Genomic DNA, 25116 nt, shown 5'->3' with positions numbered 1-25116 from the left:
CCGGGGCCGGCGGCGCGCGGGCGGTGCGAACGGCGGGCCCGGCACGCGCGTCCGCCGCGTGAGCGAAAACCCATTCGAAGGCGTCGATGCGCGAGGCATAGGGTCTCGGGATCGGCGCCTTCGTCCGTTGCCGCGGAGGGAAGGCCGCGCACGCGAGGGAAGGAACCACCACCGTGGACGTCCGCACGATCGACGAAGACGAGATCATCCCGTGGACCGCCGCCGTCGGCGTCGGCTTTCTCCGAGTCCCCGACGACTCCAAGGAGAACCGCGAGAAGCGGTTGGCCCACTGGCGCGAGCGGGCCGACCTGGCCAGGACGCGCGGGGCCTTCGACGGAGATCGTTGTGTGGGCACCTTCCGCAGCTTCGCCACCGGGCTGACCGTGCCCGGCGGCGCGATCGTGCCGGTGTCGGCGATCACCAACGTGACCGTCTCGCCCACGCACCGCCGGCGCGGGCTGCTGACCGAGATGATGCGGCTCGACCTGGCGGACGCCGCCGCGCGCGGCGAGATGCTGGCCATCCTGATCGCCGCCGAGTACCGCATATACGGGCGGTTCGGCTTCGGGGTGGCCACCGAGTACCAAAAGTTCACGCTCGACATGCTGCGCACCGACTTCGCCCCCGACGCGCCGGTCGAGGAGGGCGGACGGGTCGAGCTGGTCACCCCCGAGGAGGTGGCCGAGCTGGGCCCGCCGCTGCACGAGGAGTTCCGCGGGCTGCGCGCGGGCGCGATCGGCCGCACGGCGCTGTGGTGGGGCAACTACACCGGTCTGAACCCGTCCCCCGTGAATCCGGCGCCGCCCCGTTTCCACGCGATCTACCGCGACCCGTCCGGCAAGGTCGCCGGCCTGGTCTCCTACCGCACCGACGACCACTGGGACGAGTTCGTACCCAAGGTGACGCTGACCGTGGACTCGCTGCTGGCGCTGACCCCGGCGGCCGAGTTCGCGCTGTGGCGGTTCTGCGCGAGCGTGGACTACGTGGAGAAGATCGAGGCCGCCGACCGCAGCCCCGACGAACTGCTGCCGATGCTGCTCACCGACGCCCGGGCGATCACCACGCAGACCCGCCGGGACTTCGTCTGGACCCGGATCCTGGACGCGCCCGCCGCGTTCTCCGCGCGCACCTACGGCGCCCGGGACCGGCTCGTGGTCGAGGTCTTCGACGATCTCGGGTACGCGGCCGGCCGGTTCGCGATCGACGGCGGACTCGACGGCGGCACGTGCGTGCCGACCGGGGAGCCGGCCGAGCTGGCCCTGGACGTGGCCACGCTCGGCGCGTTGTACCTGGGTTCGGGGTCGCCGGTGCGGCTGGCCGTGGCCGGGCGAATATCCGAATTGTCACCCGGTGCCGCCGAGCGGGCCGAGGCATTGTTGCGGACGCCGCGCGAGCCGTGGTGTCCCGACTGGTTCTGATCACATCGTGGAATCTTTGCGCGTAGCTTCGACCGAATATGACCGTCAGTCAGGTCTCGTGTACCACGCGGTAGGTGCCGTAGCATGCGCAACACCCGGGCGCAGGAGTCACGTTCCATCCCTCGGGTGGTGATTCCGCGCCTTACCCGTATGCACGCCTAACCCACGACTGGGGGGTCGATGAGGCGTCATCGTTCCACGGGCACCACCAAACGAGTTCGGCTGGCCACGACGGGGATCGCGGCGCTTTCGCTGGCGCTGGGTCTGTTGACCGCAGCGCCGGCGAGCACCGCGGCACCCGCCGCCGGCCCCGGCTCCTATCCCGAAGTGACCAGCGCACCACCGGAAGCGAAGCTTCCTCCGGCGGGCGACAACGGTCCGCAGTCCTACACGATCAAGGCCGACGCCGCACAGGTGAAGCAGATCTTCGACCTGGGCGTGGACCGACACGAGACGAAGGCCACCAAGGGCGCCGACGGCAAGGCCGAGCTGGAGGTGGTCCTGAGCGATGCCCAGGCCGCCAAGCTGCGTGCCGCCGGTCTCTCGGTGGAGGCGAAGTCCCAGGCGCAGAACCGCACGGCGGCTCCGGCCGCGGCGGGCGTCTTCCGCAAGTACAGCGGTCCCGGCGGCCTCGGCGCCGAACTGGTGCAACTCGCCAAGGACCACCCGGACATCGCCAAGACCGTCAGCATCGGCAAGACCGTGCTCGGGCAGGACATCCTCGCGGTCAAGGTGACCAAGAACGTCCGCACCAGCCCCGACGGGTCCAAGCCCGCCGTGTTGTACATGTCCAACCAGCACGCGCGCGAGTGGATCACGCCGGAGATGACCCGCCGGCTCCTGCACCACTTCGTGGACGGCTACGGCACCGACGCCGAGGCGACCCGACTGGTCGAGGACAACGAGCTGTGGTTCGTGATCTCGGCCAACCCCGACGGCTACGACTGGACCTTCCAGACCGGTCAGCGGTTGTGGCGCAAGAACCTGCGCGACAACAACGGCGACGGGGTGATCACCGCCGGCGACGGTGTCGACCTCAACCGCAACTTCGACTACAAGTGGGGCTACGACAACGAGGGCTCCTCGCCCGACCCGCTGAACGAGACCTACCGCGGCCCCGCCCCGTCCTCCGAGCCGGAGACCCGGGCGATGGAGGGCTTCGCCGGGCACATCAAGGCCAAGTTCGTGGTCAACTACCACTCCGCCGCGCAGCTGATCCTGTACGGGGTCGGCTCGCAGGTGGCCACGCCCAGCCCCGACGACGAGATCATGATCGCGCTCGCGGGCGACGACGCGCACCCGGCCGTCGCGGACTACGACCCGGACCTGTCGGCCGAGTTGTACGTGACCAACGGCGACACCGACGGGCAGATGAACGAGGCGTACAAGACGTTGTCGTTCACCCCGGAGATGTCCACGTGTGCCACGGCCGCCGGCTATCTGCCGGACGATCCGTACACGGTGGACAACTGCGGCGGCATCTTCAGCTTCCCGAACGACGAGACGCTGATCCAGATGGAGTACGCGAAGAACCAGGCGTTCGCGCTGTCGGTGGCCAAGTCGGCCAAGGACCCGGACGACCCGGTCTCCTCGGTCGGGCGCAAGGCCCCCGACCTGATCGCCGACCGGTTCGAGCACTCCTACGCCGAGGACCACGACGACCAGACCGTCGCGGTGATCGCCAAGCGCGCGCTGACCAACCGCAAGCTCAACTACCGCGTCAACGGCGGCCCGGCCAAGACCGCGGGCGTCAAGGAGTGGAAGGGCGGCAAGCGGTACGGCGAGCAGGGCTCGGCCTACTACGCCGAATACCGGGGCGACATCAAGAACGTGCGCACCGGTGACCGGGTCGAGGTGTGGTTCACCGGCGAGAAGCCCGGCACCGGCAAGGTGGAGAGCGATCGCTTCACCTTCACGGTGGAGAGCGGCATCGCCGAGAAGACCGAGACGCTGGTCCTGGCCAACGAGGACTACAAGGGCGTCAACCCGACCTACCCGCCGAACACCGTCGGTCCCAAGTACGCGCAGCAGTACGTGGACGCGCTGGCGGCCAACGGCATCAAGGCGGCCGTCTACGACGTCGACAAGCTCGGCGCACCGCACCACCTCGGTGTGCTCTCGCACTTCAAGGGGGTGTTCTGGTACCTCGGCGACAACCGACTGACCACGGACGCGGCCCACGAGAACACCGACGTCCAGGGCGAGATCTACAAGGATGCGCAGGTCACCCCGCTGGTGCAGGATCTGACCGTCAACGTGCGCGACTACCTCAACGAGGGCGGCAAGCTCGCCTACCTCGGCGAGACCGCGGGCTACTACGGTCCCCTGCGCAGCGCCGCGGGCGGTGGCATCTACTACGGCTTGAACGGGCACCCGGACCAGCCGTGCAAGGTCACCTCCGACCCGACCAGTGACTGTCTGATCGTCTCCGACGACTTCAGCCAGTACTGGTTGGGCGCCTTCGACCGGTCGGCGACCAACGGCGCCACCGGCGTGGTGGGTTCGGCCGCGCCGTTCGAGGGGATCGACAAGGCGCTCCCGGGCACCGCGTCCAACCCGCTGAACGAGGCGGGCGGGTTCCTGCCCACCAGCGCGATCCTGACGCCGGACAAGTTCCCGATGTTCGACAGCCGTTCGGTGGCGACCTACTCGGGCAACACGTCCGGGCCGTACTCGCCGGCCGAGGGCAAGTGGTACATCAACGGTCTGCACACGGACAACGCGTACAAGCGCCTCGTCCGCACGATCGACCTCACCTCCGTCACCGCGGCGGACGCGGCGAAGCTGACCGCGCAGTTCTCGTACAGCACCGAGGCCAACTGGGACCACGCGATCGTGGAGGCGCATACGGTCGGCGCCGACGACTGGACGACGCTGCCCGACCTGAACGGGAACAGCAGTACCAAGCCGCCTGCCTCGTGTGAGGACGGCAGCTTCGCGGGCACCCACCCGCAGCTGCGGCACTACCTGACGGTGACCACTCCCAAGTGCCTGAGCAACGGCACCACCGGATCGTGGAACTCCTTCACCGGCAACTCGCAGGGCTGGAAGCCGGTCGCGTTCGACCTGTCCGCGTACGCGGGCAAGAAGATCGAGGTCTCGATCTCGTACGTCAGCGACGCGAACACCGGCGGGACCGGCCTGTTCGTGGACGACACCAAGGTCGTCAAGACGTCGGGCGTGGTCGACGCCGAGGGCTTCGAGACCGGACTGGGCCCGTGGGCCCTGGCCGGCCCGCCGCCCGGCGACCCGGCGCTGGTCGGATTCACCCGCAGCCAGGCCGTGTTCGGCTCGTCGGTGATCGCCACCGACGACACCATGCTCGTCGGCTTCGGCCTGGAGCAGTTGGCCACGGCGGAGGACCGCAAGGTCTTCGTCGACCGCATCCTGCGGGAGCTGTACAAGTAGGCGCGAGCACGGGTGATCGACCCACCGGTGAAAACCGGTGGCCGTGATACCGGCCCCCGGCGGAGACTTCTCCGCCGGGGGCCATTAACGTCTCTGCGCACATGCGGGTTCCCGCATGTGCACTTCTTTCGGGGGGATTTCTTCGTGAGCAACAACGCGCCCGGGCCGTGGGGCCCGCAGCAGGGTCCCGGCCAGTGGCCGCAACAGCCGGGTCCGCCCTCACCGTTCGGTTCGGGCCCGTACGGCGGACCCCCGCCGCAGCCGCAGCCGCCCCGCACCGGCAACGCGGGCCTGGCCGTGCTGGCCGGGGTGGGAGCGATGCTGGTCGCCGCCGGGGTGTACGGCGTGATCGTCAAGTCGTTGGAGATCCAGAGCACCTGGTTCGGCGTGGGCGTCGCGGCGCTGATCGCGCTCGCGGTGGGCCGGGTCGGGGGCGCCAACCCGGTGCTTCCGGTGGTCGCCACGGTGCTGGCGCTGCTCGGGGTCGTCCTGGGCCAACTCACCGCGCTCACCTTGTCCGGTGCCGACGAACTGAACATCTCGGTGCTCGACGTGCTCACCGATTACGGCAGCGACCTCATGCGGGGCTGGAAGGACGGTCTGGAGTTCTTCGACTTCCTGGTCTTCGTGTTCGCCGGGGTCGCGGCCTTCGGCATCACGAAGTCGGTCGGGGAGAAGTAACCCGCCCGGGATCGCACACTGATCTGCTTTGCGATGATCCGTCCCGCTCTGGGCCCCTTACGCAGCAAGCCTGCGTGGAGGTGCCCGGGGCGTCACGGTAGGGTCGGACATGGCCGGGGATATCGCAGATTCCACTGACCATCTCCTCGGCCATTCACCATCAGGGCATTCGGCGTTCGACAGAGGAGATCGGTTCGTGACGATCCGGGTAGGCATCAACGGATTCGGCCGTATCGGCCGCAACTTCTTCCGCGCGGCGCTGGCCTCGGGCGCGGACTTCGAGATCGTCGGGGTCAACGACCTCACGAACATCGCGACCCTGGCCCACCTGCTGAAGTACGACAGCATCCTCGGCCGCATCGGCCAGGAGGTCACCCACACCGACGACGCGATCACCGTCGGCGACAAGACCTTCAAGGTCATCGCCGAGCGTGACCCAGCCGCACTGCCCTGGGGCGAGCTGGGTGTCGACATCGTGATCGAGTCCACCGGCATCTTCACGGACGCCGAGAAGGCCAAGAAGCACATCGAGGCCGGCGCGAAGAAGGTCATCATCTCGGCTCCGGCCAAGAATGAGGACGTCACGATCGTGATGGGCGTCAACCACGAGAAGTACGACGCCGCCGCGCACACGATCATCTCCAACGCCTCCTGCACGACCAACTGCGTCGCGCCGATGGCCAAGGTGCTCCTGGAGAACTTCGGCCTGGTCAAGGGCATGATGACCACGGTCCACGCCTACACGAACGACCAGGTCATCCTGGACTTCCCGCACTCGGACCTGCGTCGCGCCCGCGCCGCCGCCACCAACATCATCCCGACCTCCACCGGTGCCGCCAAGGCCACCGCGCTGGTCATCCCCGAGCTCAAGGGCAAGCTGGACGGCATCGCCATGCGCGTCCCGGTCCCCACCGGCTCGGTCACCGACCTGGTCGTCGAGCTCGAGCGCGAGGTCACCCGCGACGAGGTCAACGCCGCCTTCCAGAAGGCCGCCGAGGGCTCGCTCAAGGGCTACCTCACCTACACCGAGGACCCGATCGTCTCCTCCGACATCGTGACCGACCCGTCCTCGTGCACCTTCGACTCGGGCCTGACCATGGCCCAGGGCAAGCAGGTCAAGGTCGTCGGCTGGTACGACAACGAGTGGGGCTACAGCAACCGCCTGGTCGACCTGGTCGGCTACATCGGTGGTCAGCTCTGACGGACCGGCACACGTGCCGTTAGTCGACGCTTGACGATGCGGGCCCGGGTGACACGTCGTCACCCGGGCCCATCGTTTCCTCGACATCCGAGCACGACCATCCCCACCGTTTCTTCGACATCCGAGGACGAGTCGAACTTGAAGACCATCGACGACATCGACGTATCCGGTAAGCGCGTCCTGGTGCGCGCCGACCTCAACGTCCCGCTCGACGGCGGACGCATCACCGACGACGGCCGGATCCGGGCGAGCGTGCCGACCATCGAGGTGCTGCGTGCTCGCGGCGCCAAGGTGATCGTGTGCTCGCACCTGGGTCGGCCCAAGGGTGCCCCCGAGCCCGAGTACTCGCTCGCCCCCGTGGCCGCGCGGCTCGGCGAACTCCTGGGCGCCGACGTGGCGTTCGCGACCGACACGGTCGGCGACAGCGCCCGGGCGACGGTCGGCAAGCTCGCCGACGGCGAGGTCGCGCTCCTGGAGAACCTGCGCTTCAACCCGGGCGAGACGGCCAAGGACGACGCCGAGCGCGGGGCGTTCGCGGACCGGCTCGCCGACCTCGCCGAGGTGTACGTGGGCGACGGTTTCGGCGCGGTGCACCGGAAGCACGCGTCGGTGTACGACGTGCCGGCCCGGCTGCCGCACGCGGTCGGCGGCCTGATCGCCACCGAACTGGACGTGCTCAAGCGGCTCACCGACGACGTGCAGCGCCCGTACGCGGTGATCCTGGGCGGCTCGAAGGTCTCCGACAAGCTCGGCGTGATCGACAGCCTGCTGGAGCGGGCCGACCGCATCCTGGTCGGCGGCGGCATGGTGTTCACCTTCCTGGCCGCGCAGGGCCACGAGGTGGGCAAGTCGCTCCTGGAGCGGGACCAGATCGACCGGGTCCGCGAGTATCTGGCCCGGGCCGAGGCCAAGGGCGTGGAGTTCGTGCTGCCCGTCGACGTGATCGCGGCCACCGCGTTCGCCGCCGACGTGGACCACGCGGTGGTCTCCGTCGAGGCGATCCCGGCGGACCGGCTCGGCCTGGACATCGGCCCGGCGTCCGGCGAGCTGTTCGCCGACAAGCTGGCCGACGCGCAGACGGTGTTCTGGAACGGCCCGATGGGCGTGTTCGAGATGGAGCCGTACAGCCACGGCACCCGCGCGGTGGCCCAGGGGCTGATCGACTCCGACGCGTTCACCGTGGTCGGCGGCGGCGACTCGGCCGCGGCCGTGCGCACCCTCGGCTTCGACGAGAACGCCTTCGGCCACATCTCCACCGGTGGCGGCGCGAGTCTGGAATACCTCGAAGGCAAGTCCCTGCCCGGCCTCGAAGCCCTGGAGGGCTGAATCCGATGTCCGTCGTGAAGAACACCTCCGGTCGTATCCCGCTGATGGCGGGCAACTGGAAGATGAACCTCAACCACATCGAGGCCATCTCCCTGGTGCAAAAGCTCGCGTTCACCCTGAACGACAAGGACTTCGACCGGGTCGAGGTCGCGGTCCTGCCGCCGTTCACCGACCTGCGCTCGGTGCAGACCATGGTCGAGGCGGACAAGCTCCGCTTCACCTTCGGCGCCCAGGACATCTCGCAGCACGCGGGCGGCGCGTACACCGGCGAGATCGCCGGGTCGATGCTGGCCAAGCTCAACTGCACCTACGCGCTGGTCGGCCACTCCGAGCGGCGCCAGTACCACCACGAGGACGACGCGCTGGTCAACGCCAAGGCGCACGCCGCCTACGCGAGCGGCCTGGTGCCGATCGTGTGCGTCGGCGAGGGCCTGGACGTGCGCAAGGCCGGCGAGCACGTCGCGTACACGCTCGCCCAGGTCGAGGGCGCGCTCAAGGGCATCACCCCTGAGCAGGCCGAGTCCGTGGTGATCGCCTACGAGCCGGTCTGGGCGATCGGCACGGGCGAGGTGGCCACTCCGGAGAACGCGCAGGAGGTGTGCGCGGCGATTCGGGGCAAGCTCGCCGAGCTGTACTCCGCCGACCTGGCGGACCGGGTGCGGGTGCTGTACGGCGGCTCGATGAAGCCGAACAACGTGGCCGGCCTGATGGCGCAGGCCGACGTGGACGGCGGCCTGGTCGGCGGCGCCTGCCTCCTCGCGGAGGACTTCGCGCGGATCGTGCGCTACCAGGAGCAGTAGGACCAAGGGTGGTCGGTCGGGCCCGGGGCGTACGTCGCCCCGGGCCCGACGCGTGTCCGAGATTGTGCGCCGATCGGTCATCGGGGCCGGAACCACTCGTTCCTCATAAACCCGACGCGAGTATTTCCAACCCGCTTGCCCCTCCCATAACCGGTACCTGACGATAAGTCATCGCCAAGTGGCCGGTAGTCGCCCCTCTGCGGCGACTGTGGCCGGCTGCCCCCAGGGGGTGCGGGTGTCCTTTCCAGACATGTCCAGAACCGGGGATACCGGAGCCACACGGTATCTGTGTACGGGTGCGGAGATCGACGAGCGCTTCGCCGCGCGGGTGATCGAGGAATTGTGGGAAAACGCGCACCGGGACCGCGCGCCGTCCTACGGATACAACGAACAGGCGGTCCTGGAGCACGCGTTGGCCGCCCGCAGGCGGCGGATCCTGCGTGATGTGATCGCGTTTTTGGTGCCGGTGATGATGGCCCTGATCGGCTTCGGCGTCGCGGCCGGGCTGACCTGGCTGGCGCTGGTGCTCTTCTTCGGTCTGGTGACGGTGCGCAGCGGCGTCGTCGGCGGGGGCGGTGTACGCGACCTCCGGAGCCGGGCGGCGGCGCAGGTGTCGTGGATGGCGGCGCTGCTGTTCGGGCTGATGTTGTACCTGGTGGCGGGCGGGACCGGGGAGCCGCCGGACTTCACGATGATCGCGCTGACGGTGCTGCCCGCCTACGCCGTGGTGGTGTTCGTGGTGTGGATCGAGCGTATGCAGCAGCGCGCCACGGTGGTCTCGGACCTGGGCCCCGGGCGCACCTGGGTGCCGACGCCGCCGCCGGCCGGCCCGGCGCCGGTCGGCGGGGGCGGGACGTTACAGGGGGCGCTGACCGAGGTGTTGCCGCCGCGCCCGACACACGCCCCGGTCGACGTCGCCGAGCCGCCGGGATCGGTGGTGCCGCCGCCGATTCCCTCCGCCGTGCGCTACAGCGGCTACGTGCCGTTCGTCGGCGCGGGCGAGTTGGTGGAGAGCTGGACCTTCCCGGTCGAACTGCGTGGGGCCGAGCCCTCCGTGCTGGACGCACCGCGACCGCGTACCGCCGACAAGAACGGATACACCCCGTTCACCGTCGACGAGCTGACCGGTGCGATCTGCACCGCGTTCGAGGGGTTGTCCCGGTCCGAGGAGGGCCGACACCGGTTGACCGGGCTGAGTGTGCAGATGCACGAATTCAGCAGCGGTATCACCGGCGGCGCGGTGCCGCCGCCGGCCGAGGCGACCCGACGCTACCTGTGTGTGCGGGTGGGCACGTGGTCGCAGGAGGTGGTCGTCTCGGTACTGATCCGCTTCACCCTGGACGGCCGCATGTTGTACACCGAGCTGCACGAGTTGGTGCTGCCGCCGATCCGGCCCGACTTCCACGTCGCCGACGAGTGGCTGCACGCCGCCGACGCGGCCACCCTGTGGGGGGCGTTCGGCCACGCGCTCGTGGAGGCGCCGGGGCTGATGGCCTCGGCGGCGGGCCGGCTGATGCGGGTGTGGACCTCGTGGTGGCGCCGGGCCGGCAACCTGCGCGCGGCGCACGAGCGCACCGCCCGCAACCTGCCGGTGGACCGGGGCGCGCGGGCCTCGGTGCGCGAGTTGGGCGCGTCGGCGAACTACGCCACGTTCTTCCAGAACTCGGACGCGGAGAAATACCTCAAGCTGATCGAGCGCAAGTTCACCGTATTCGTGCTGGACTTCCTCCAGCGCAGGAACGTGGACGTCACCGAGTATCGGCAGCGCAACGAGCTGGTCCTCAACAACGGGATCATCCAGCACGTCTCGGGTGATCTCAACAACAGCGGCGCGATCGTCGCGGGCCGCGGCAACCAGGCGTCCGTGCGCGGTTCCGGCGGGGTCGGCACCGGCGCACGATCAACAGCGGGAGGTACCTCGTGAACGCCGCCGAACCGAACGTGACCGGGCCGGAGCCCGAGGACCCGGACGCGGACGAGCCGCGCAACGACGGGATCAGCCTGTCGGGCGGCCCGGTGACCAACACCGGCGCGATCGTGGCGGGCGGTGACAACCGGGTCACGGTGCGCCGCACGGGCGCGGTGCGCGGCACCCGGGACGCCGGGCGGGGACACCCGCTGACCAGCACGGGTGCGCTGGTCAGCGGCAGCGGCCACGAGGTGGAGCTGGAGGACACCGGCGACGTCGAGCCGGCCGACGCCGCGGCGGCAGACGTCGGGGAGGGGCGGTCGCCGGGGGAGCGGAGCGGGCCCGACCAGCCGTAATACTATGATCCGCCGGATTAGCCGAAGGGCCGCACGGCTCCCACTTGCGGGGCGCGGCAGCGTACTCTGTCCGGTGGCCGGGAATCTCCGGCCTCCGCGTTCCGCCAGAAGGAGTTGGGCCCGGCCGTGATCACCGGTTTCTCGATCGCCCTGATCGTCTTCAGCCTGCTCATGGTGCTGTTGGTGCTGCTGCACAAGGGCAAGGGCGGCGGCCTGTCGGACCTGTTCGGCGGCGGCATGTCCTCCTCGCTCGGCGGTTCCTCCGTCGTGGAGAAGAACCTCGACCGCATGACCATCATCGTCGGCGTGTGCTGGATCACGACGATCGTCGTACTCGGTCTGCTCCTGAAGCACTCGTACTGACGACTCGTATCGACAAACGCGTACCGACAGGGCCGGTTCGGCCGCTGTTTCCACCCGCGCGGTGGCCTTTCTGACGGACTGTCGGAAACGGTCGGAAAAGGGCCACCGCTCGGTTCAACCTTGCGCGAGGCGCACGTACACTGGACGCCAAGCCGCGCAACGGGGGCGCGACCTCAAGGACCAAGGGGAGTTTTTACCGTGGCAAGTGGCAACGCCATCCGTGGGAGTCGGGTCGGCGCCGGCCCGATGGGGGAGGCTGAGCGCGGCGAAGCAGCCCCACGTCTCCGTATTTCTTTCTGGTGCGCGAACAAGCACGAGACCCAGCCGAGCTTCGCGACCGACGCTCAGGTCCCCGAGACGTGGGACTGCCCCCGCTGCGGTCTGCCCGCCGGGCAGGACCAGCACAACCCGCCGGACGCCCCGCGTACCGAGCCCTACAAGACGCACCTCGCCTACGTGCGCGAGCGGCGCAGCGACGCGGACGGCGAGGCGATCCTCGCCGAGGCGCTGGCCAAGCTGCGCGGCGAACTCTGAGTCCGGTTCCGGGCTCGACGAGCGTGTACCCGTACGGTCGGCCCTGGCGCGTGTCTTCAGACCCGCGCCAGGGCCGCCGTCGGGGGAGCCGCCGGGAGTGACGACCCACCTTCGGGTGCCGTCGTGACTTCCGGCGGCTTTTTTGTGCGCCGTTCCGCGGGCGCCGCGCGGGCCGGGGGTCAGTCGCGGGCGGGAAGTGCCTCCTGGGGGACCGGGCGGTGTACGCGGCGACGGTCGGCCTGGTGCGGGAGCGGGCGGCGCCCGCCGTGTTCGATCCAGGCAGGCAACTCCTCGCCGGTGGCCGCGAGCCAGCGGTTGCGCACCGCGTCGGGGTCGGCGTGGTGGGCCCGCACGAGGGTGTCGCCGGCCAGGTCGGAGACGCGGTCCAGGTTGAGCGCGGTGCCCACGCCCAGGGCCGCGGCGAGCGGCGGCACCGCGTCGGCGGGCCGGCCGGCGGCGACCAGGACGATGCCGTACAGCGCGTAGGTGACCGGTACTTCGGGGCGGCGGGCCAGCACGGGGTCGGCCCGCACCCGTCTCGCCCGCAGCCGGACCGCCTCCTCCAGCGCGTCCACCGCCTCGTCGTGCGCGCCGGCGGCGCTGTGCAGCAGGCCCAGACTCTGTAGCGAGGCGGCGAGTTCGTCCTCGCGGCGCCCGGCGGGGGCGTGCTCCGCGTTCGCGTAGCCGCGGCGCACCTCGACCGCCTCGGTGGCCAGTGCGATCGCCTCGGGGCCGCGGCCGAGGCGGGCGAGCAGGGTGGCGTGCCGGAGCAGCACGGCGGCCTGCCGGGCCTCGGGCGGGCCGACCCCGAGCAGTCGTTCGGCCTCGGTGAACGCGGCCAGCGCGGGTTCGCTCGCGCCGCCGGCGGCGAGTCGGCCGGCGAGTTCGTCCAGGGACAGGGCGAGTTCGACCCGGTGCCGCTCGGGCGTGCGGGCCGCGAGGGTGCGGAAGAGCTGTACCGACTCGTGCAGCGCGCCGAGCGCGGCCGACTCGTCGCCGTGGTCGCCGAGTCGGGCCCCCAGCTCGCGCAGGGTCAACGCGAGCAGCGGGCGGTGCGCGCGGTGGTCGAACGCGGCCAGTCTGCGGGCGTGTTCGGCGGCGCTCGCGGCCACCTTCACCGCGTCCTCGGTGCGCGCGTCGGCGGCCAGTACGGCGGCGAACGCGCGCAGTCCGCCGACCAGGGCGGGCCCGTGCCGGCGGTGGTCCCTCGCGGCGAGCGCGCCCAACATCCGCACCGCGGCGCGGGCGGGCGCGGCGGCGTCGGCGTGCCGACCGGCGCGGGTCAACTGCCGTGCCTTCTCGGTCAACATCTCGGCCCGGGTCGCCTCGGCGTCGTCGGCCTCGGCCGGAGCGCCCGCGCCGCCCGGCGGATTCGATTCCGGTTCGGCCGGATCATGCCCCTCGGTCCGCCCGGGTGCGGCGAAGGACGGCGCGGCGGGCGGGGTTTCGGGCGTGGCGAGGCCCGGACACGGCGATTGCAGCTCGCGCCGGTGCCGGTATTCCTCCAGGTGACGCTCATGGCGTCGCAGCCATCCGAACCGCACGGGTCCCACCTCGCCTCTGGTCCCGAAGACCTCCGCGTGACGCTATCGCGAGCGGGCCGCCGACGGGGCCGAACGGGTACGGATCCGGCCACGAACACCTGACCGGGACGACGGCGGGATGTCCGCGGCATGCCGTTTTGCCCGGCCCGGTTCACTCCTTGGGCTCGGCTTTGCCAACTCGGGGGCGGATCCCGGGTGCTCGCGTCTCAAGATCGCTAATGTGTTCGAGTTCCATCGAAGTACGGGCGCGCCGCGCCCGACGCACAGGGGGTTCGATGCATCCGATCACACGCAGGACCTTGGGCGGGATCACGGCCGTGACGATCGGCGCGCTCGCGCTGGTCGCCTGCGACGCGGACGACAAGAAGAAGGGCACAACCGAGGCGGCCGACAGCACGCCCTCGACGGCACCGGTGGTCGCGCCGCCGCCCACCGGCAGCCCCGGCGGCTCCGGTGCGCCGGGCACCCAGGCGCCGAAGTCGACCAAGCCGTCGGCGAGTCGGTCCTCGGCGGGCGACCCGGGCGACGACTGCGGCCCGGCGCCGGCCACCAAGCCCGGACACCGGATCGTCTACCCGAACAAGGCACCCAGCAAGGACTCGTTGTACTACCGCAACACCAAGTTCGTGTGCGACCCCAACGACGGCCACTACGAGCCGGTCGGCGCCGAGCAGATACCGCTGCACTTCGCGCCGCAGGCCACGGGCACGCTGTCCGGCCCGGCTCCGTGGAAGGCGGAGTACCTCGGCCAGGTGTGGGACCACATCGACAAGTGCCTCACCCACCAGACCGACCCCGGACACGCGTGCTCGTCGTTCGGGGCCTACGAGGTCACCCTGAACGCCGCAGGCGAGATCAGCGACATCAGGGAGATCTTCCACTCCTGACCCGTCGGCAGTGCCGGACTCTCCCGCCGAGGGAGAGTCCGGCACCACCCCCGGGGCGGGCGGGGGTTCAGCGCCTCAGCCGGGCTCGGCTCGCCCGTCAGCCCTGCGAGCCGCCCAGTTGCAGGCCCGCCATCCGGGACCACTCGAACTCGGTCGTGCGCACCTTCGCCGCGAGTTCGTTCGGGAACTCCTCGTGCAGCGTCACGCCCGCCTTCACGATCGCCGCGCGGGCGATGTCGCGGTTGCGCACGACCTGGTCGCCCCAGGCCCCGTCGGTGCCGACGAGCACGATCCGGGTCGCGTCGCGGCCGACGTACTCGACGACCGCGTCGCCCCCGCCGCCGTGCGCGGCGGTGAAGCGCTCGATGTGTTTGGCGATCCTGCGCACCTGTCGCTCGACCCGCGCATCCGGGGAACCCGGTTCCGGCGTGGCCGTCGTGGTCTCGGTGTCCGTCATGGCGCCCACATTACCGACGGGGCGTCACCGGATCCGGCGCAATCGCGCGTGGTGCGGATCACGTCGCGACGCACCGACGGCGGCACGGCACGGGCGCCGCGCCGGAACCGGCTCAGAACAGCAGCGGGTCGACCGCGACCGCGACGAACAGCAGCGTCAGGTAGGTGATCGACCAGTGGAACAGCCGCATCTCCTTGAGCTTGGCGCCGGTCACCTCGGCCTTGGCCCGACGCTGCAGCCCGTGCGCCTCCCACAACCAGGCCGCCCCCAGCACCGCTGCGGCGATCGGGTACAGCGGCCCGGTGTCCGCGGCCGGCCACAGCAGCATCGACACCCCGACCATGACCCAGCTGTAGAGCACGATCTGGTTCGCGACGACCTTGTTGCCCGCGACCACCGGCAACATCGGCACACCGGCATTGGTGTAGTCGTCGGTGAACTTCATCGACAGCGGCCAATAATGCGGCGGGGTCCAGAAGAAGACCACCGCGAACAACACCACCGGCGCCCAGTCCAGCGAATTCGTGACCGCGGTCCAGCCGATCAACACCTGCATACAACCCGCGATACCGCCCCACACGATGTTCTGCGGCGTACGCCGCTTCAGCAACATCGTGTAGACGACGACGTAATAGAAGATCGCGAAGACGGAAAGCGCCGCCGACAGCGGATTGACCAGGAACCAGAACCACGCGGTGGAAATCACCCCGAGGATGCTCGCGAACACGATCGACTCGCGCGGCGACACCATTCCGGTGACCAGCGGTCGCCGTTCGGTGCGGTGCATCAGCCGGTCGATGTCCCGGTCGATGTACATGTTGAAGGCGTTGGCGCTGCCCGCCGAGAGGTAACCGCCGAAGACGACCAGCAACACCAGACCCAGATCCGGCAGCCCGTGCGCCGCGAGGAACATCACCGGAATCGTGCTGATCAGCAGCAGTTCGATGATGCGCGGCTTGGTGAGGGCCACGAATGCGAGAACCCGGGCCATCGGCGGGCGGGCGCCGGCGGGCGCATTTCCCACCAGCCCGGCCGGTCGGGATTCGACGGCTGTCACGAACACCCCATCAGCAGCGTTTTCGGCCGGGCCCGGGTGCCGCCCGGAAGCCGGTTTGCTCGTCAATACGTAAGCGGAAGGCAAGCGGTGTCGAGACGTCGAGGCCCGGACCCACTAGCAGGAAACTGTAGTCCCTCACCAGGGGCACGAAGCCTCCGGGGCATGCCCGCCGCACTGCCGGGTAGCCGACCGGAAGGTCGCCGCGTGCGCCGTCCCGTGCCCACCACGCGTCGTGCCTCGTCCCGCGTGTCCCCGCGGTCCGTTCGACCACGTGGACATCGGGGTGAACCACACGGTGAACGTCACCACCCGGGTGGCCGTCCTCCGAGCGAGGGAACATGCCGCCCCCGGTAGGCTCGGCCACGTGCCTGAGGCGCCGGGGCGAAGGTCCCGAGCCGGCCGCAACCATTCGGCCTATCCCGGAAGACCCCGGAAGGAGCCCTGACAAGGGTGAGCACCAAGCCGACCCCCGACAACAGCTCTCTCGACTGGAGCGACCTCGACAAGCGAGCCGTCGACACCGCTCGTGTGCTCGCGATGGACGCCGTTCAGAAGGTCGGTAACGGCCACCCCGGAACGGCCATGAGCCTGGCCCCGGCGGCCTACCTCATCTGGCAGAAGTTCCTGCGCCACGACCCGACCGACCCGGACTGGACCGGTCGCGACCGCTTCGTGTTGTCCCCGGGCCACACCAGCCTGACCCTGTACACCCAGCTCTACCTGTCGGGCTACGGCCTGACCCTGGACGACCTGAAGTCGTTCCGCACCTGGGGCAGCCGCACCCCCGGCCACCCCGAGCACGGCCACACCGCCGGCGTCGAGACCACCACCGGGCCGCTCGGCCAGGGCGTGGGCAACGCGGTCGGCATGGCGATGGCGGCCCGCTACGAGCGCGGCCTGTTCGACCCGGACGCGGCCCCCGGCACCTCCCCGTTCGACCACACCATCTGGGTGATCGCCTCCGACGGCGACCTGGAAGAGGGCATCTCCGCCGAGGCCAGCTCGCTCGCCGGGCACCAGAAGCTGGGCAACCTCGTCGTGCTCTACGACGACAACCACATCTCGATCGAGGGCGACACCGAGACCGCGTTCAGCGAGGACGTCCTCGCCCGCTACGCGGCCTACGGCTGGCACACCATCCGGGTCGAGCCGCAGGCCGACGGCGACATCGACGTCGTGGCGCTGCACGCGGCCCTGGAGGCGGGCAAGGCGGAGACCGGCCGACCGACCATGATCGCCGTGCGGACGATCATCGCCTGGCCCGCGCCGAACGCGCAGAACACCGGCAAGGCGCACGGCTCGGCGCTCGGCGCCGACGAGGTCGCGGCCACCAAGCGGGTGCTCGGCTTCGACCCGGAGCAGACCTTCGAGGTCGCCGACGAGGTGCTCGCGCACGCGCACCAGGTGGTCGACCGCGGCCGTGCGGCGCACGACGCGTGGAAGAGCGCGTTCGCCAAGTGGGCCGAGACCAACCCCGAGCGCGCCGCCGAGCACGCCCGCATCTCCGCCCGTCGGCTGCCCGACGGCTGGGAGAAGGCGCTGCCGGAGTTCGAGGCCGGCAAGCCCGTCGCCACCCGCAAGGCGTCCGGCAAGGTGCTCGCCGCCCTCGGCCCGGTCGTCCCCGAGCTGTGGGGCGGCTCGGCCGACCTGGCCGAGTCCAACAACACCACCATCGACGAGGGCAGTTCGTTCCTGCCCGACGGCAACCCCCTCAAGGGCGCGAACCCCTACGGGCGCACCGTGCACTGGGGCATCCGCGAGCACGCCATGGGCTCGACCATGAACGGCATCGCGCTGCACGGCGGGACCCGCATCTACGGCGGCACCTTCCTGGTGTTCAGCGACTACATGCGCCCGGCCGTCCGGCTCGCCGCGCTGATGAAGCTGCCCACCACCTACGTGTGGACGCACGACTCGATCGGTCTCGGCGAGGACGGCCCCACCCACCAGCCGATCGAGCACATCGCCGCGCTGCGCGCGATCCCGGGCCTGGACGTGGTCCGCCCCGGTGACGCCAACGAGGTCTCGGTGGCCTGGCGCAAGATCCTGGAGACCACCGACCGCCCGGCCGGCATCCTGCTCACCCGCCAGGACGTACCCACCTGGGACCGCACCGAGTTCGGCTCGGCCGAGGGCACCGCGCGCGGTGGCTACGTGCTCGCCGAGGCGTCCAGCGGCACCCCGCAGGTGATCTTGATCGGCACCGGTTCCGAGGTGCAGATCGCGGTCGCCGCGCGCGAGGTGCTGGAGGCCGAGGGCGTGCCCACCCGGGTCGTCTCGCTGCCCTGCCTGGAATGGTTCAACGAGCAGGACCAGGCGTACCGCGAGCAGGTGCTGCCGCCGTCGGTCAAGGCGCGCGTGTCGGTCGAGGCCGGCATCGCCCAGGGCTGGCGGGAGCTGGTCGGCGACGCGGGTCGGATCGTCTCGCTGGAGCACTTCGGCGCGTCCGCGGACTACAAGAAGCTGTTCGCCGAGTTCGGGCTGACCCACGAGGCCGTCGTTTCGGCCGCTCGGGAATCCCTGGCGCACGCCGGTAGCTGAAGATCATGTGACCCGGTGGGCGGTGTCGAGTGGGAACACCCGCCCGACACCGCCCACGCCGGGCGTAGATCCGCCGCCCACGACGCGGCCGGATCCGGCCGCGCACTCGATAAGGAGCAAAGTGTCATGACGGAATCCCTGCGTCGCCTGTCCGCCGAGGGCGTGGCCGTATGGCTCGACGACCTGAGCCGGACGCGGCTGGAGTCCGGCAACCTGCACCAACTCGTCCGCGACCGCGAGGTCGTCGGCGTGACCACCAACCCGGCGATCTTCCAGAAGGCGATCACCGGCAACGACGTCTACGACGCGCAGCTGCGCGACCTCGCGGTGCGCGGCGTGACCGTCGAAGAGGCCGTGCGGATGATCACCTCGGCCGACGTGCGCCAGGCGTGCGACGTGCTGCGCCCGGTCTACGACGCGACGAACGGTGTCGACGGCCGGGTGTCGATCGAGGTCGACCCGCGCCTCGCGCACAAGACCGAGCCGACCATCGCCGAGGCCCGCCAGCTGTGGTGGCTCGTCGACCGGCCGAACCTGTTCATCAAGATCCCCGCCACCAAGGCCGGTCTGCCCGCCATCGCGCAGACCCTCGCCGAGGGGATCAGCGTCAACGTCACGCTGATCTTCTCGCTGGCCCGCTACCGCGAGGTGATGGAGGCCTACGTCGAGGGCATCGAGCGCGCCCGCGCCGCCGGCCTGGACATCTCGAAGATCGAGTCGGTCGCGTCGTTCTTCGTCTCGCGCGTGGACACCGAGATCGACAAGCGGCTGGCCGCGCTCGGCACCGACGAGGCCAAGGCCGCGGCGGGCAAGGCCGCGGTGGCCAACGCGCGACTGGCCTACCAGGCGTACGAAGAGGTCTTCGGCACCGAGCGCTGGCAGGCCCTCGCCGCCGCCGGGGCCCGGCCGCAGCGCCCGCTGTGGGCCTCGACCGGCGTCAAGGACCCGGCGTACCGCGACACGATGTACGTGGACGACCTGGTCGTCAAGGGTGTGGTGAACACCATGCCCGAGGCCACCTTGAACGCGGTCGCCGACCACGGCGCGATCACCGGTGACACCGTGCACGGCACCTACGAGTCGGCGCAGGCCGACCTCGACGCGGTGGCCAAGCTCGGCGTCTCCTACGACGAGGTCGTCGACCTGCTGGAGGAGGAGGGCGTCGAGAAGTTCGAGACCTCCTGGAACGAGCTGCTCGCGTCCGTACAGGGCGAGCTGGACCGGCTCGCCAAGGGCTGACGCCCACCTCGTCGAACGGCCGTTGCACCCGGTCGGCCTCCCTCGCCGACCGGCGCAGTACCCGCTCGTCCCGCCACCGCCGCGTGTGACCCGTTCGGCGGCGGCGGGACGGGTAATCCACGCAATCAGGGCATGATTTCAGCACACTCCCACCCCATTAATAGGAGGGCTGACCGCCCGTGGTACACGCAAACGACGAACGCGTGACCGCAGGCGGCGTGGACGTCACCGTTTCCGGTGACCTCGTTCACTCCGCCGCAGTCGCCGAAGTCATCACCGCCTGCGTCGTGGACAAGGTGCCCGCGCGCCTGGCTGCCTCCGACGCCACCCTGTGGGGCCCGGACGCCGAGTCGCTGGCCGCGATCCGCCTGGGATGGGTGGACCTGCCCGCCTCCTCGCGCGCGCTGCTGCCGCAACTCGCCGAACTGCGCGAGCGGCTGGCCGCCGAGGGCCTGGACCACGTGGTCCTGGCCGGCATGGGCGGCTCCTCGCTGGCACCCGAGGTGATCACCGCCACCTACGGCAAGCCGCTCACCGTGCTCGACACCACCGACCCCGCCCAGGTCCGCCGCGCGCTCGGCGACGACCTGGAGCGCACCGTCGTGGTCGTCTCCAGCAAGAGCGGCGGCACCGTGGAGACCGACAGCCACCGCCGCGCGTTCGAACAGGCCTTCCTCGACGAGGGGTTGACCAACGACCAGCTCGCCGGGCGGATCGTGGTGGTGACCGACCCCGGCTCGCCGCTGGAGAACACCGCGCGCAACGCCGGCTACACCATCGTGCTCGCCGACCCCAACGTCGGCGGCCGCTACTCCGCGCTCACCGCGTTCGGACTGGTGCCCAGCGCACTGGCCGGCGTGGATGTGGAACGCCTGCTCGACGAGGCCGCGGCGCTGGCCCCGACGCTGGCCGGCGATCGGGACAACCCCGGCCTGCTGCTCGGCGCGGTGCTCGGGGCCGCCGCCAACCACGGCCGGGACAAGCTGGTCCTGGCCAACAGCGGCGACATCGTCGGATTCGGCGACTGGGCCGAGCAGTTGATCGCCGAATCCACCGGCAAGCAGGGTCGGGGCATCCTGCCCGTCGTGGTCGAGGGCCCGACCGCGCCCGGGTTCGACCACGCGAGCGGCCCCGACGCGGTGCGCGTGGTCATCGGCGCCGAGGACATCGAGCGCCTCGCCGCCGACCTGCGCGTGTCCGGCCCGCTGGGCGCGCAGTTGCTGCTGTGGGAGTACGCGACCGCGGTGGCCGGCCGGGTGCTCGGCATCGACCCGTTCGACCAGCCCAATGTGCAGGAGTCCAAGGACAACACCGGCGCGCTGCTCGAGCGCGCGGGCGACGACGGACCGCTGCCGGTGGGCACACCCGCCTTCGTCGACGGCGCGGTCGAAGTACACGGCGACGCCGAGCTGTTGGCCGGCGCGAGCGACCTGACCGGGGCGCTGCGCGCGCTGCTGGCCGCGGTGCCCGACAACGGCTACCTCGCGGTGATGGCCTACCTGGACCGGCTCGGCGACACCGACGCGCCCAAGCTGCGCCCGCTGCTCGCCGAGGCGCTGGACGGGCAGCAGGTCACCTTCGGCTGGGCACCTCGATTCCTGCACTCCACCGGCCAGTTCCACAAGGGGGGCCCCGCCGTCGGCGCCTTCCTCCAGATCACCGGCGCCAACACCGAGGACCTGGACGTCCCGGCCAAGCCGTACAGCTTCGGCCGCCTGCAACTGGCCCAGGCCCTCGGCGACCTCGGCGCGATCACCTCGCGCGAGCGCCCGGTCCTGCGCCTGCACCTGACCGACCGCGCGGCCGGACTCGGGCAACTGCTCGACGCCGCCCGCGCCCTCGCGGACGGAGCGGCTCGATGAGCCCCAAAGCCGGCAAGAGCAAGCCGGCCGTCTGGCCGGAGAACCCGCTGCGCGACCCCCAGGACCGCCGACTCCCGCGCATCGCGGGCCCGTCGGGCCTGGTCATCTTCGGCGTCACCGGCGACCTGTCCCGCAAGAAGCTGATGCCGGCGATCTACGACCTGGCCAACCGCGGCCTGCTGCCGCCGGGCTTCGCGCTGACCGGGTTCGCCCGGCGCGACTGGGAGAACCAGGACTTCGCCCAGGTGGTCTACGAGGCGGTCAAGGAACACGCCCGGACCCCCTTCCGGGAAGAGGTCTGGCAGCAGCTGTCCGAGGGATTCCGGTTCGTCCAGGGCGAGTTCGACGACGGCAAGGCGTTCGACCAGCTGCGCCAGACGATCGACGAGCTGGACGAGCAGCAGGGCACCCAGGGCAACCACGCGTTCTACCTGTCCGTGCCGCCGAAGGCCTTCCCCGAGGTGGTCCGCCAGCTCAAGGAGCACGGACTCGCCGACCCCAAGGCCGACTCGTGGCGCCGCGTGGTGATCGAGAAGCCGTTCGGGCACGACCTCAAGAGCGCGCGCGAGCTGAACAAGGTCGTCGACGAGGTCTTCCCGCCCGAGTCGGTCTTCCGCATCGACCACTACCTGGGCAAGGAGACCGTCCAGAACATCATGGCGTTGCGCTTCGCCAACACCATGTTCGAGCCGCTGTGGAACCGCTCCTACGTGGACCACGTACAGATCACCATGGCCGAGGACATCGGCATCGGCGGCCGGGCCGGGTACTACGACGGCATCGGCGCCGCGCGCGACGTGATCCAGAACCACCTGCTGCAACTGCTCGCGCTGACCGCGATGGAGGAGCCGGTGTCCTTCGACGCCGACGCCCTGGTGGCCGAGAAGCTGAAGGTGCTCGGCTCGGTCAAGCTGCCCGACGACCTCTCGCGCGGCACGGTGCGGGCCCAGTACACCCGCGGCTGGCAGGGCGGCGAGCTGGCCAAGGGCTACCTCGAAGAGGACGGCATCCCGCCGGACTCGCGCACCGACACCTACGCCGCGATCAAGCTGGAGATCGCCAACCGCCGCTGGGCGGGCGTGCCGTTCTACCTGCGCGCGGGCAAGCGCCTCGGCCGTCGGGTCACCGAGATCGCGGTGGTCTTCCAGCGTGCTCCGCACCTGCCGTTCGACGCCACCGCGACCGAGGAGCTGGGGCAGAACGCCCTGGTCATCCGGGTGCAGCCGGACGAGGGCATGACGGTGCGCTTCGGCTCCAAGGTGCCGGGCACCGCGATGGAGGTGCGCGACGTCAACATGGACTTCGCGTACGGCGAGTCGTTCACCGAGTCGAGCCCGGAGGCGTACGAGCGCCTGCTGCTCGACGTGCTGCTCGGCGACGCCCCGCTGTTCCCCCGGCACGAGGAGGTCGAGCTGTCCTGGAAGATCCTCGACCCGATCGAGGAGCACTGGGCACAGCACGGCAAGCCCGAGCCCTACGTGTCCGGGACCTGGGGTCCGGACGCGGCCGACGAGATGCTCGCACGTGACGGACGGAGCTGGCGCCGCCCATGATGATCGATCTGACGGACACCAAGTCGAGCAAGATCAATGCCGCGCTGGTCGAGGCCCGCCGAGGAATGGGCAGCCCCACCCTCGGCATGGTGCTCACCCTGGTCATCGTCACCGACGAGGCCAACCAGTACGACGCGATGAAGGCCGCGAGCACCGCCGCCCGCGAGCACCCCTCGCGGATCCTGGTGGTGATCGGCCGCCCGGGCGCGGAGATCGCGCCGCGCCTGGACGCCGAGGTCCGGGTCGGCGACTCGGGCGTGGGCGAGACCGTACTGCTGCGCATGCACGGCGAGTTGGCCAACCACGCCGAGTCGGTCGTGCTGCCGCTGCTGCTGCCGGACGCGCCGGTCGTGGTGTGGTGGCCGGGGCGCGCGCCGGAGGTGCCGAGCAAGGACCTCCTCGGCGCGCTGGCCACCCGCCGGGTGACCGACGCCGCCGCGCCGCCGCGCCGGGCCGATGTGCTGCGGCTGCGGGCGAGCGCGTACACGCCGGGGGACACCGACCTGGCCTGGACCCGCACCACGCCGTGGCGCAGCCTGCTGGCCGCGGCGCTCGACCAGAAGTACAGCCGGATCCTGAGCGCGAAGGTCGGCGCCAAGGCGGGCAACCCGAGCGCGGAACTGCTCGCGCTGTGGTTGACCGACCGCCTGGAGGTCGACGTGGAGCGGGTGGAGACCGGCGGCCCCGGGATCACCGCGGTGACGCTGGTGACCGAGGACGGCGAGATCGTGATCGACCGCCCCGACGGGATGATGGCGTCGCTGTCCTCGCCCGGCCAGCCGGACCGGGTGGTCGCGCTCAAGCGGCGCGAGGCCTCCGACCTGGTCGCCGAGGAGCTGCGCCGGCTGGACCCGGACGACGTGTACGCGGCGACGTTGGCGCGGGCCGCGTTGGAGGCGGCGCGGGTGCCGTCGGCGGCGTCGTTCACCGAGTCGCCCGTGTCGCAGACGCCGGTGAGCGACGTGGAGAAGGCCGAGGAGGGCGAGGCGCCGCTCCGGAAGGCGAAGAAGGAGGTCGGTACGGCTCCGCCGGTCAAGCGCACGTCGAGCGCGGCGGGGGCGAAGCGGCCCTCCGCGCGGGGGCGGGTGGCGGACGAGGGCGCGCCCGCCGCCGCGCCGAAGAACACGGCCGATCGGGCGCCTCGGAAGAAGAAGGGCGACGGCGCGTGAGCCCGCACGGCCCGGTTCGGGTGCACGCCGACACGGCGCTGCTTGCCAAGGCGGCGGCGACCGGGCTGATCCAGCGGGTCGCCGACGCGCAGGCCGAGTTCGACGTGGCGCACATCGTGCTCACCGGTGGCCGCAACGGCAACGCGTTGTTGCACGAGTTGTCGCTCACGCCCACGCTGGGCGCGATCGACTTCGACCGGCTGCACGTGTGGTGGGGCGACGAGCGGTTCCTGCCGGCGGGCCACGCCGACCGGAACGAGACGCAGGCGCGCGAGGCGTTGTTGGACACCGTCCCGGTGCTGCCGGAGCTGGTGCACCCGATGCCGGCCAGTGACGGTCCGGACGGGGACGACGTGGAGGCGGCGGCGGCGCGGTACGCCGCCGAACTGGCCACCGCCGCGCCCGAGGGCGCGCCGGTGCCGGCGTTCACCCTGGCCATGTTCGGGGTGGGCCCCGACACGCACGTCGCGTCGCTGTTCCCGGGCTTCGCGGCGACGGAGGAGACGGGGCGCACGGTGGTCGCGGTCCGCGAGGCCCCCAAGCCTCCGCCGACCCGGATCACCCTGACCTTCCCGGCGATCCGAGCCGCCCACGAGGTGTGGCTGCTCGCGGCGGGCGAGGACAAGGCCGACGCGGTGGCGGCGGCGCGGGCCTCCACCGACCCGACCAAGACCCCGGCGGCCGGCGCCTACGGGGCCGCGTCGACACTGTGGCTGCTGGACCGAGCGGCGGCGGCGAAGTTGGCGGAACACTAGCCGGACCTGCCGAAGTCGAAAGGGCGGGGCGGGAGCCGAATCGGCCCCCGCCCCGC

Annotated in this window: 20 protein-coding genes; 17 read left to right on the top strand and 3 right to left on the bottom strand. The window is 70.9% G+C overall.

Annotated elements, in window-relative coordinates; genetic code table 11:
* Positions 1-173 precede the first annotated feature (173 nt).
* The 10 genes from ACMXN5_RS08275 to ACMXN5_RS08230 all read left to right on the top strand — a co-directional run bounded on the left by ACMXN5_RS08275 (position 174) and on the right by ACMXN5_RS08230 (position 11996).
* Positions 174-1418, top strand: coding sequence for a GNAT family N-acetyltransferase (locus ACMXN5_RS08275; protein WP_439674707.1), 1245 nt, complete (start codon positions 174-176; stop codon positions 1416-1418).
* Positions 1419-1598: 180 nt separating this feature from the next.
* Positions 1599-4826, top strand: a complete 3228-nt coding sequence (locus ACMXN5_RS08270) for a M14 family zinc carboxypeptidase (RefSeq protein WP_439674706.1) — start codon at positions 1599-1601, stop codon at positions 4824-4826.
* A 144-nt stretch (positions 4827-4970) separates the two neighbouring features.
* On the top strand, positions 4971-5507 hold the full coding sequence (locus ACMXN5_RS08265; protein ID WP_439674705.1) for a hypothetical protein: 537 nt from the start codon (positions 4971-4973) through the stop codon (positions 5505-5507).
* Between the two features lie 196 nt (positions 5508-5703).
* Complete coding sequence (gap, locus tag ACMXN5_RS08260) at positions 5704-6708, top strand: type I glyceraldehyde-3-phosphate dehydrogenase (protein WP_439674704.1); 1005 nt, start codon at positions 5704-5706, stop codon at positions 6706-6708.
* A 138-nt stretch (positions 6709-6846) separates the two neighbouring features.
* Complete coding sequence (locus ACMXN5_RS08255; RefSeq protein WP_439674703.1) at positions 6847-8034, top strand: phosphoglycerate kinase; 1188 nt, start codon at positions 6847-6849, stop codon at positions 8032-8034.
* A 5-nt stretch (positions 8035-8039) separates the two neighbouring features.
* On the top strand, positions 8040-8834 hold the full coding sequence (tpiA, locus tag ACMXN5_RS08250; RefSeq protein ID WP_439674702.1) for a triose-phosphate isomerase: 795 nt from the start codon (positions 8040-8042) through the stop codon (positions 8832-8834).
* Positions 8835-9084: 250 nt separating this feature from the next.
* Positions 9085-10758: a hypothetical protein gene (locus tag ACMXN5_RS08245; RefSeq protein ID WP_439674701.1), complete on the top strand. Its 1674-nt coding sequence runs from the start codon at positions 9085-9087 to the stop codon at positions 10756-10758.
* Positions 10755-11099, top strand: coding sequence for a hypothetical protein (locus ACMXN5_RS08240; protein WP_439674700.1), 345 nt, complete (start codon positions 10755-10757; stop codon positions 11097-11099). The genes ACMXN5_RS08245 and ACMXN5_RS08240 overlap by 4 nt, the downstream gene beginning before the upstream one ends.
* Before the next feature lie 126 nt (positions 11100-11225).
* Complete coding sequence (gene secG, locus ACMXN5_RS08235; RefSeq protein WP_380011290.1) at positions 11226-11462, top strand: preprotein translocase subunit SecG; 237 nt, start codon at positions 11226-11228, stop codon at positions 11460-11462.
* A gap of 198 nt (positions 11463-11660) precedes the next feature.
* Positions 11661-11996, top strand: a complete 336-nt coding sequence (locus ACMXN5_RS08230) for an RNA polymerase-binding protein RbpA (protein WP_040877318.1) — start codon at positions 11661-11663, stop codon at positions 11994-11996.
* 179 nt (positions 11997-12175) lie between these two features.
* On the opposite strand, the gene ACMXN5_RS08225 is transcribed toward ACMXN5_RS08230, so the two are convergent.
* Positions 12176-13540, bottom strand: coding sequence for a hypothetical protein (locus ACMXN5_RS08225; protein WP_439674699.1), 1365 nt, complete (start codon positions 13538-13540; stop codon positions 12176-12178).
* 275 nt (positions 13541-13815) lie between these two features.
* Between ACMXN5_RS08225 and ACMXN5_RS08220 the strand changes: the two genes are divergently transcribed.
* Positions 13816-14427 (top strand): hypothetical protein, encoded by a 612-nt coding sequence (locus tag ACMXN5_RS08220; protein ID WP_439674698.1) that lies wholly within the window; start codon positions 13816-13818, stop codon positions 14425-14427.
* 97 nt (positions 14428-14524) lie between these two features.
* Here ACMXN5_RS08220 and ACMXN5_RS08215 read toward each other — a convergent pair whose 3' ends face one another.
* Together ACMXN5_RS08215 and ACMXN5_RS08210 are read right to left on the bottom strand one after the other, a co-directional pair.
* Entirely contained in the window at positions 14525-14884 is a 360-nt protein-coding gene (locus ACMXN5_RS08215) for a hypothetical protein (RefSeq protein WP_439674697.1), read from the bottom strand.
* 112 nt (positions 14885-14996) lie between these two features.
* Positions 14997-15947, bottom strand: a complete 951-nt coding sequence (locus ACMXN5_RS08210; protein ID WP_439674696.1) for a heme o synthase — start codon at positions 15945-15947, stop codon at positions 14997-14999.
* A gap of 444 nt (positions 15948-16391) precedes the next feature.
* Here ACMXN5_RS08210 and tkt point away from each other — a divergent pair, with 444 nt between their 5' ends.
* From tkt to pgl, 6 genes are all read left to right on the top strand, one after another.
* Entirely contained in the window at positions 16392-18482 is a 2091-nt protein-coding gene (gene tkt, locus ACMXN5_RS08205; protein WP_439674695.1) for a transketolase, read from the top strand.
* Positions 18483-18608: 126 nt separating this feature from the next.
* Positions 18609-19721: a transaldolase gene (tal, locus tag ACMXN5_RS08200; RefSeq protein ID WP_439674694.1), complete on the top strand. Its 1113-nt coding sequence runs from the start codon at positions 18609-18611 to the stop codon at positions 19719-19721.
* A gap of 179 nt (positions 19722-19900) precedes the next feature.
* Positions 19901-21583, top strand: coding sequence for a glucose-6-phosphate isomerase (locus ACMXN5_RS08195; RefSeq protein ID WP_439674693.1), 1683 nt, complete (start codon positions 19901-19903; stop codon positions 21581-21583).
* Positions 21580-23136 carry a glucose-6-phosphate dehydrogenase gene (zwf, locus tag ACMXN5_RS08190; RefSeq protein ID WP_439674692.1) on the top strand — a complete coding sequence of 519 codons (1557 nt, stop codon included), beginning with the start codon at positions 21580-21582 and terminating at the stop codon, positions 23134-23136. Before ACMXN5_RS08195 ends, zwf begins: the two co-directional genes overlap by 4 nt.
* Positions 23133-24305: a glucose-6-phosphate dehydrogenase assembly protein OpcA gene (opcA, locus tag ACMXN5_RS08185; protein ID WP_439674691.1), complete on the top strand. Its 1173-nt coding sequence runs from the start codon at positions 23133-23135 to the stop codon at positions 24303-24305. Before zwf ends, opcA begins: the two co-directional genes overlap by 4 nt.
* Positions 24302-25060: a 6-phosphogluconolactonase gene (pgl, locus tag ACMXN5_RS08180; RefSeq protein ID WP_439674690.1), complete on the top strand. Its 759-nt coding sequence runs from the start codon at positions 24302-24304 to the stop codon at positions 25058-25060. Before opcA ends, pgl begins: the two co-directional genes overlap by 4 nt.
* The last annotated feature ends 56 nt before the right edge of the window (positions 25061-25116 follow it).

Origin of the sequence: Embleya australiensis, assembly GCF_051903075.1 — a bacterium.
Lineage (GTDB): Bacteria > Actinomycetota > Actinomycetes > Streptomycetales > Streptomycetaceae > Embleya.
Note: the sequence above shows the minus strand (reverse complement) of the source record. Positions and strands in the feature narration are given on the sequence as shown.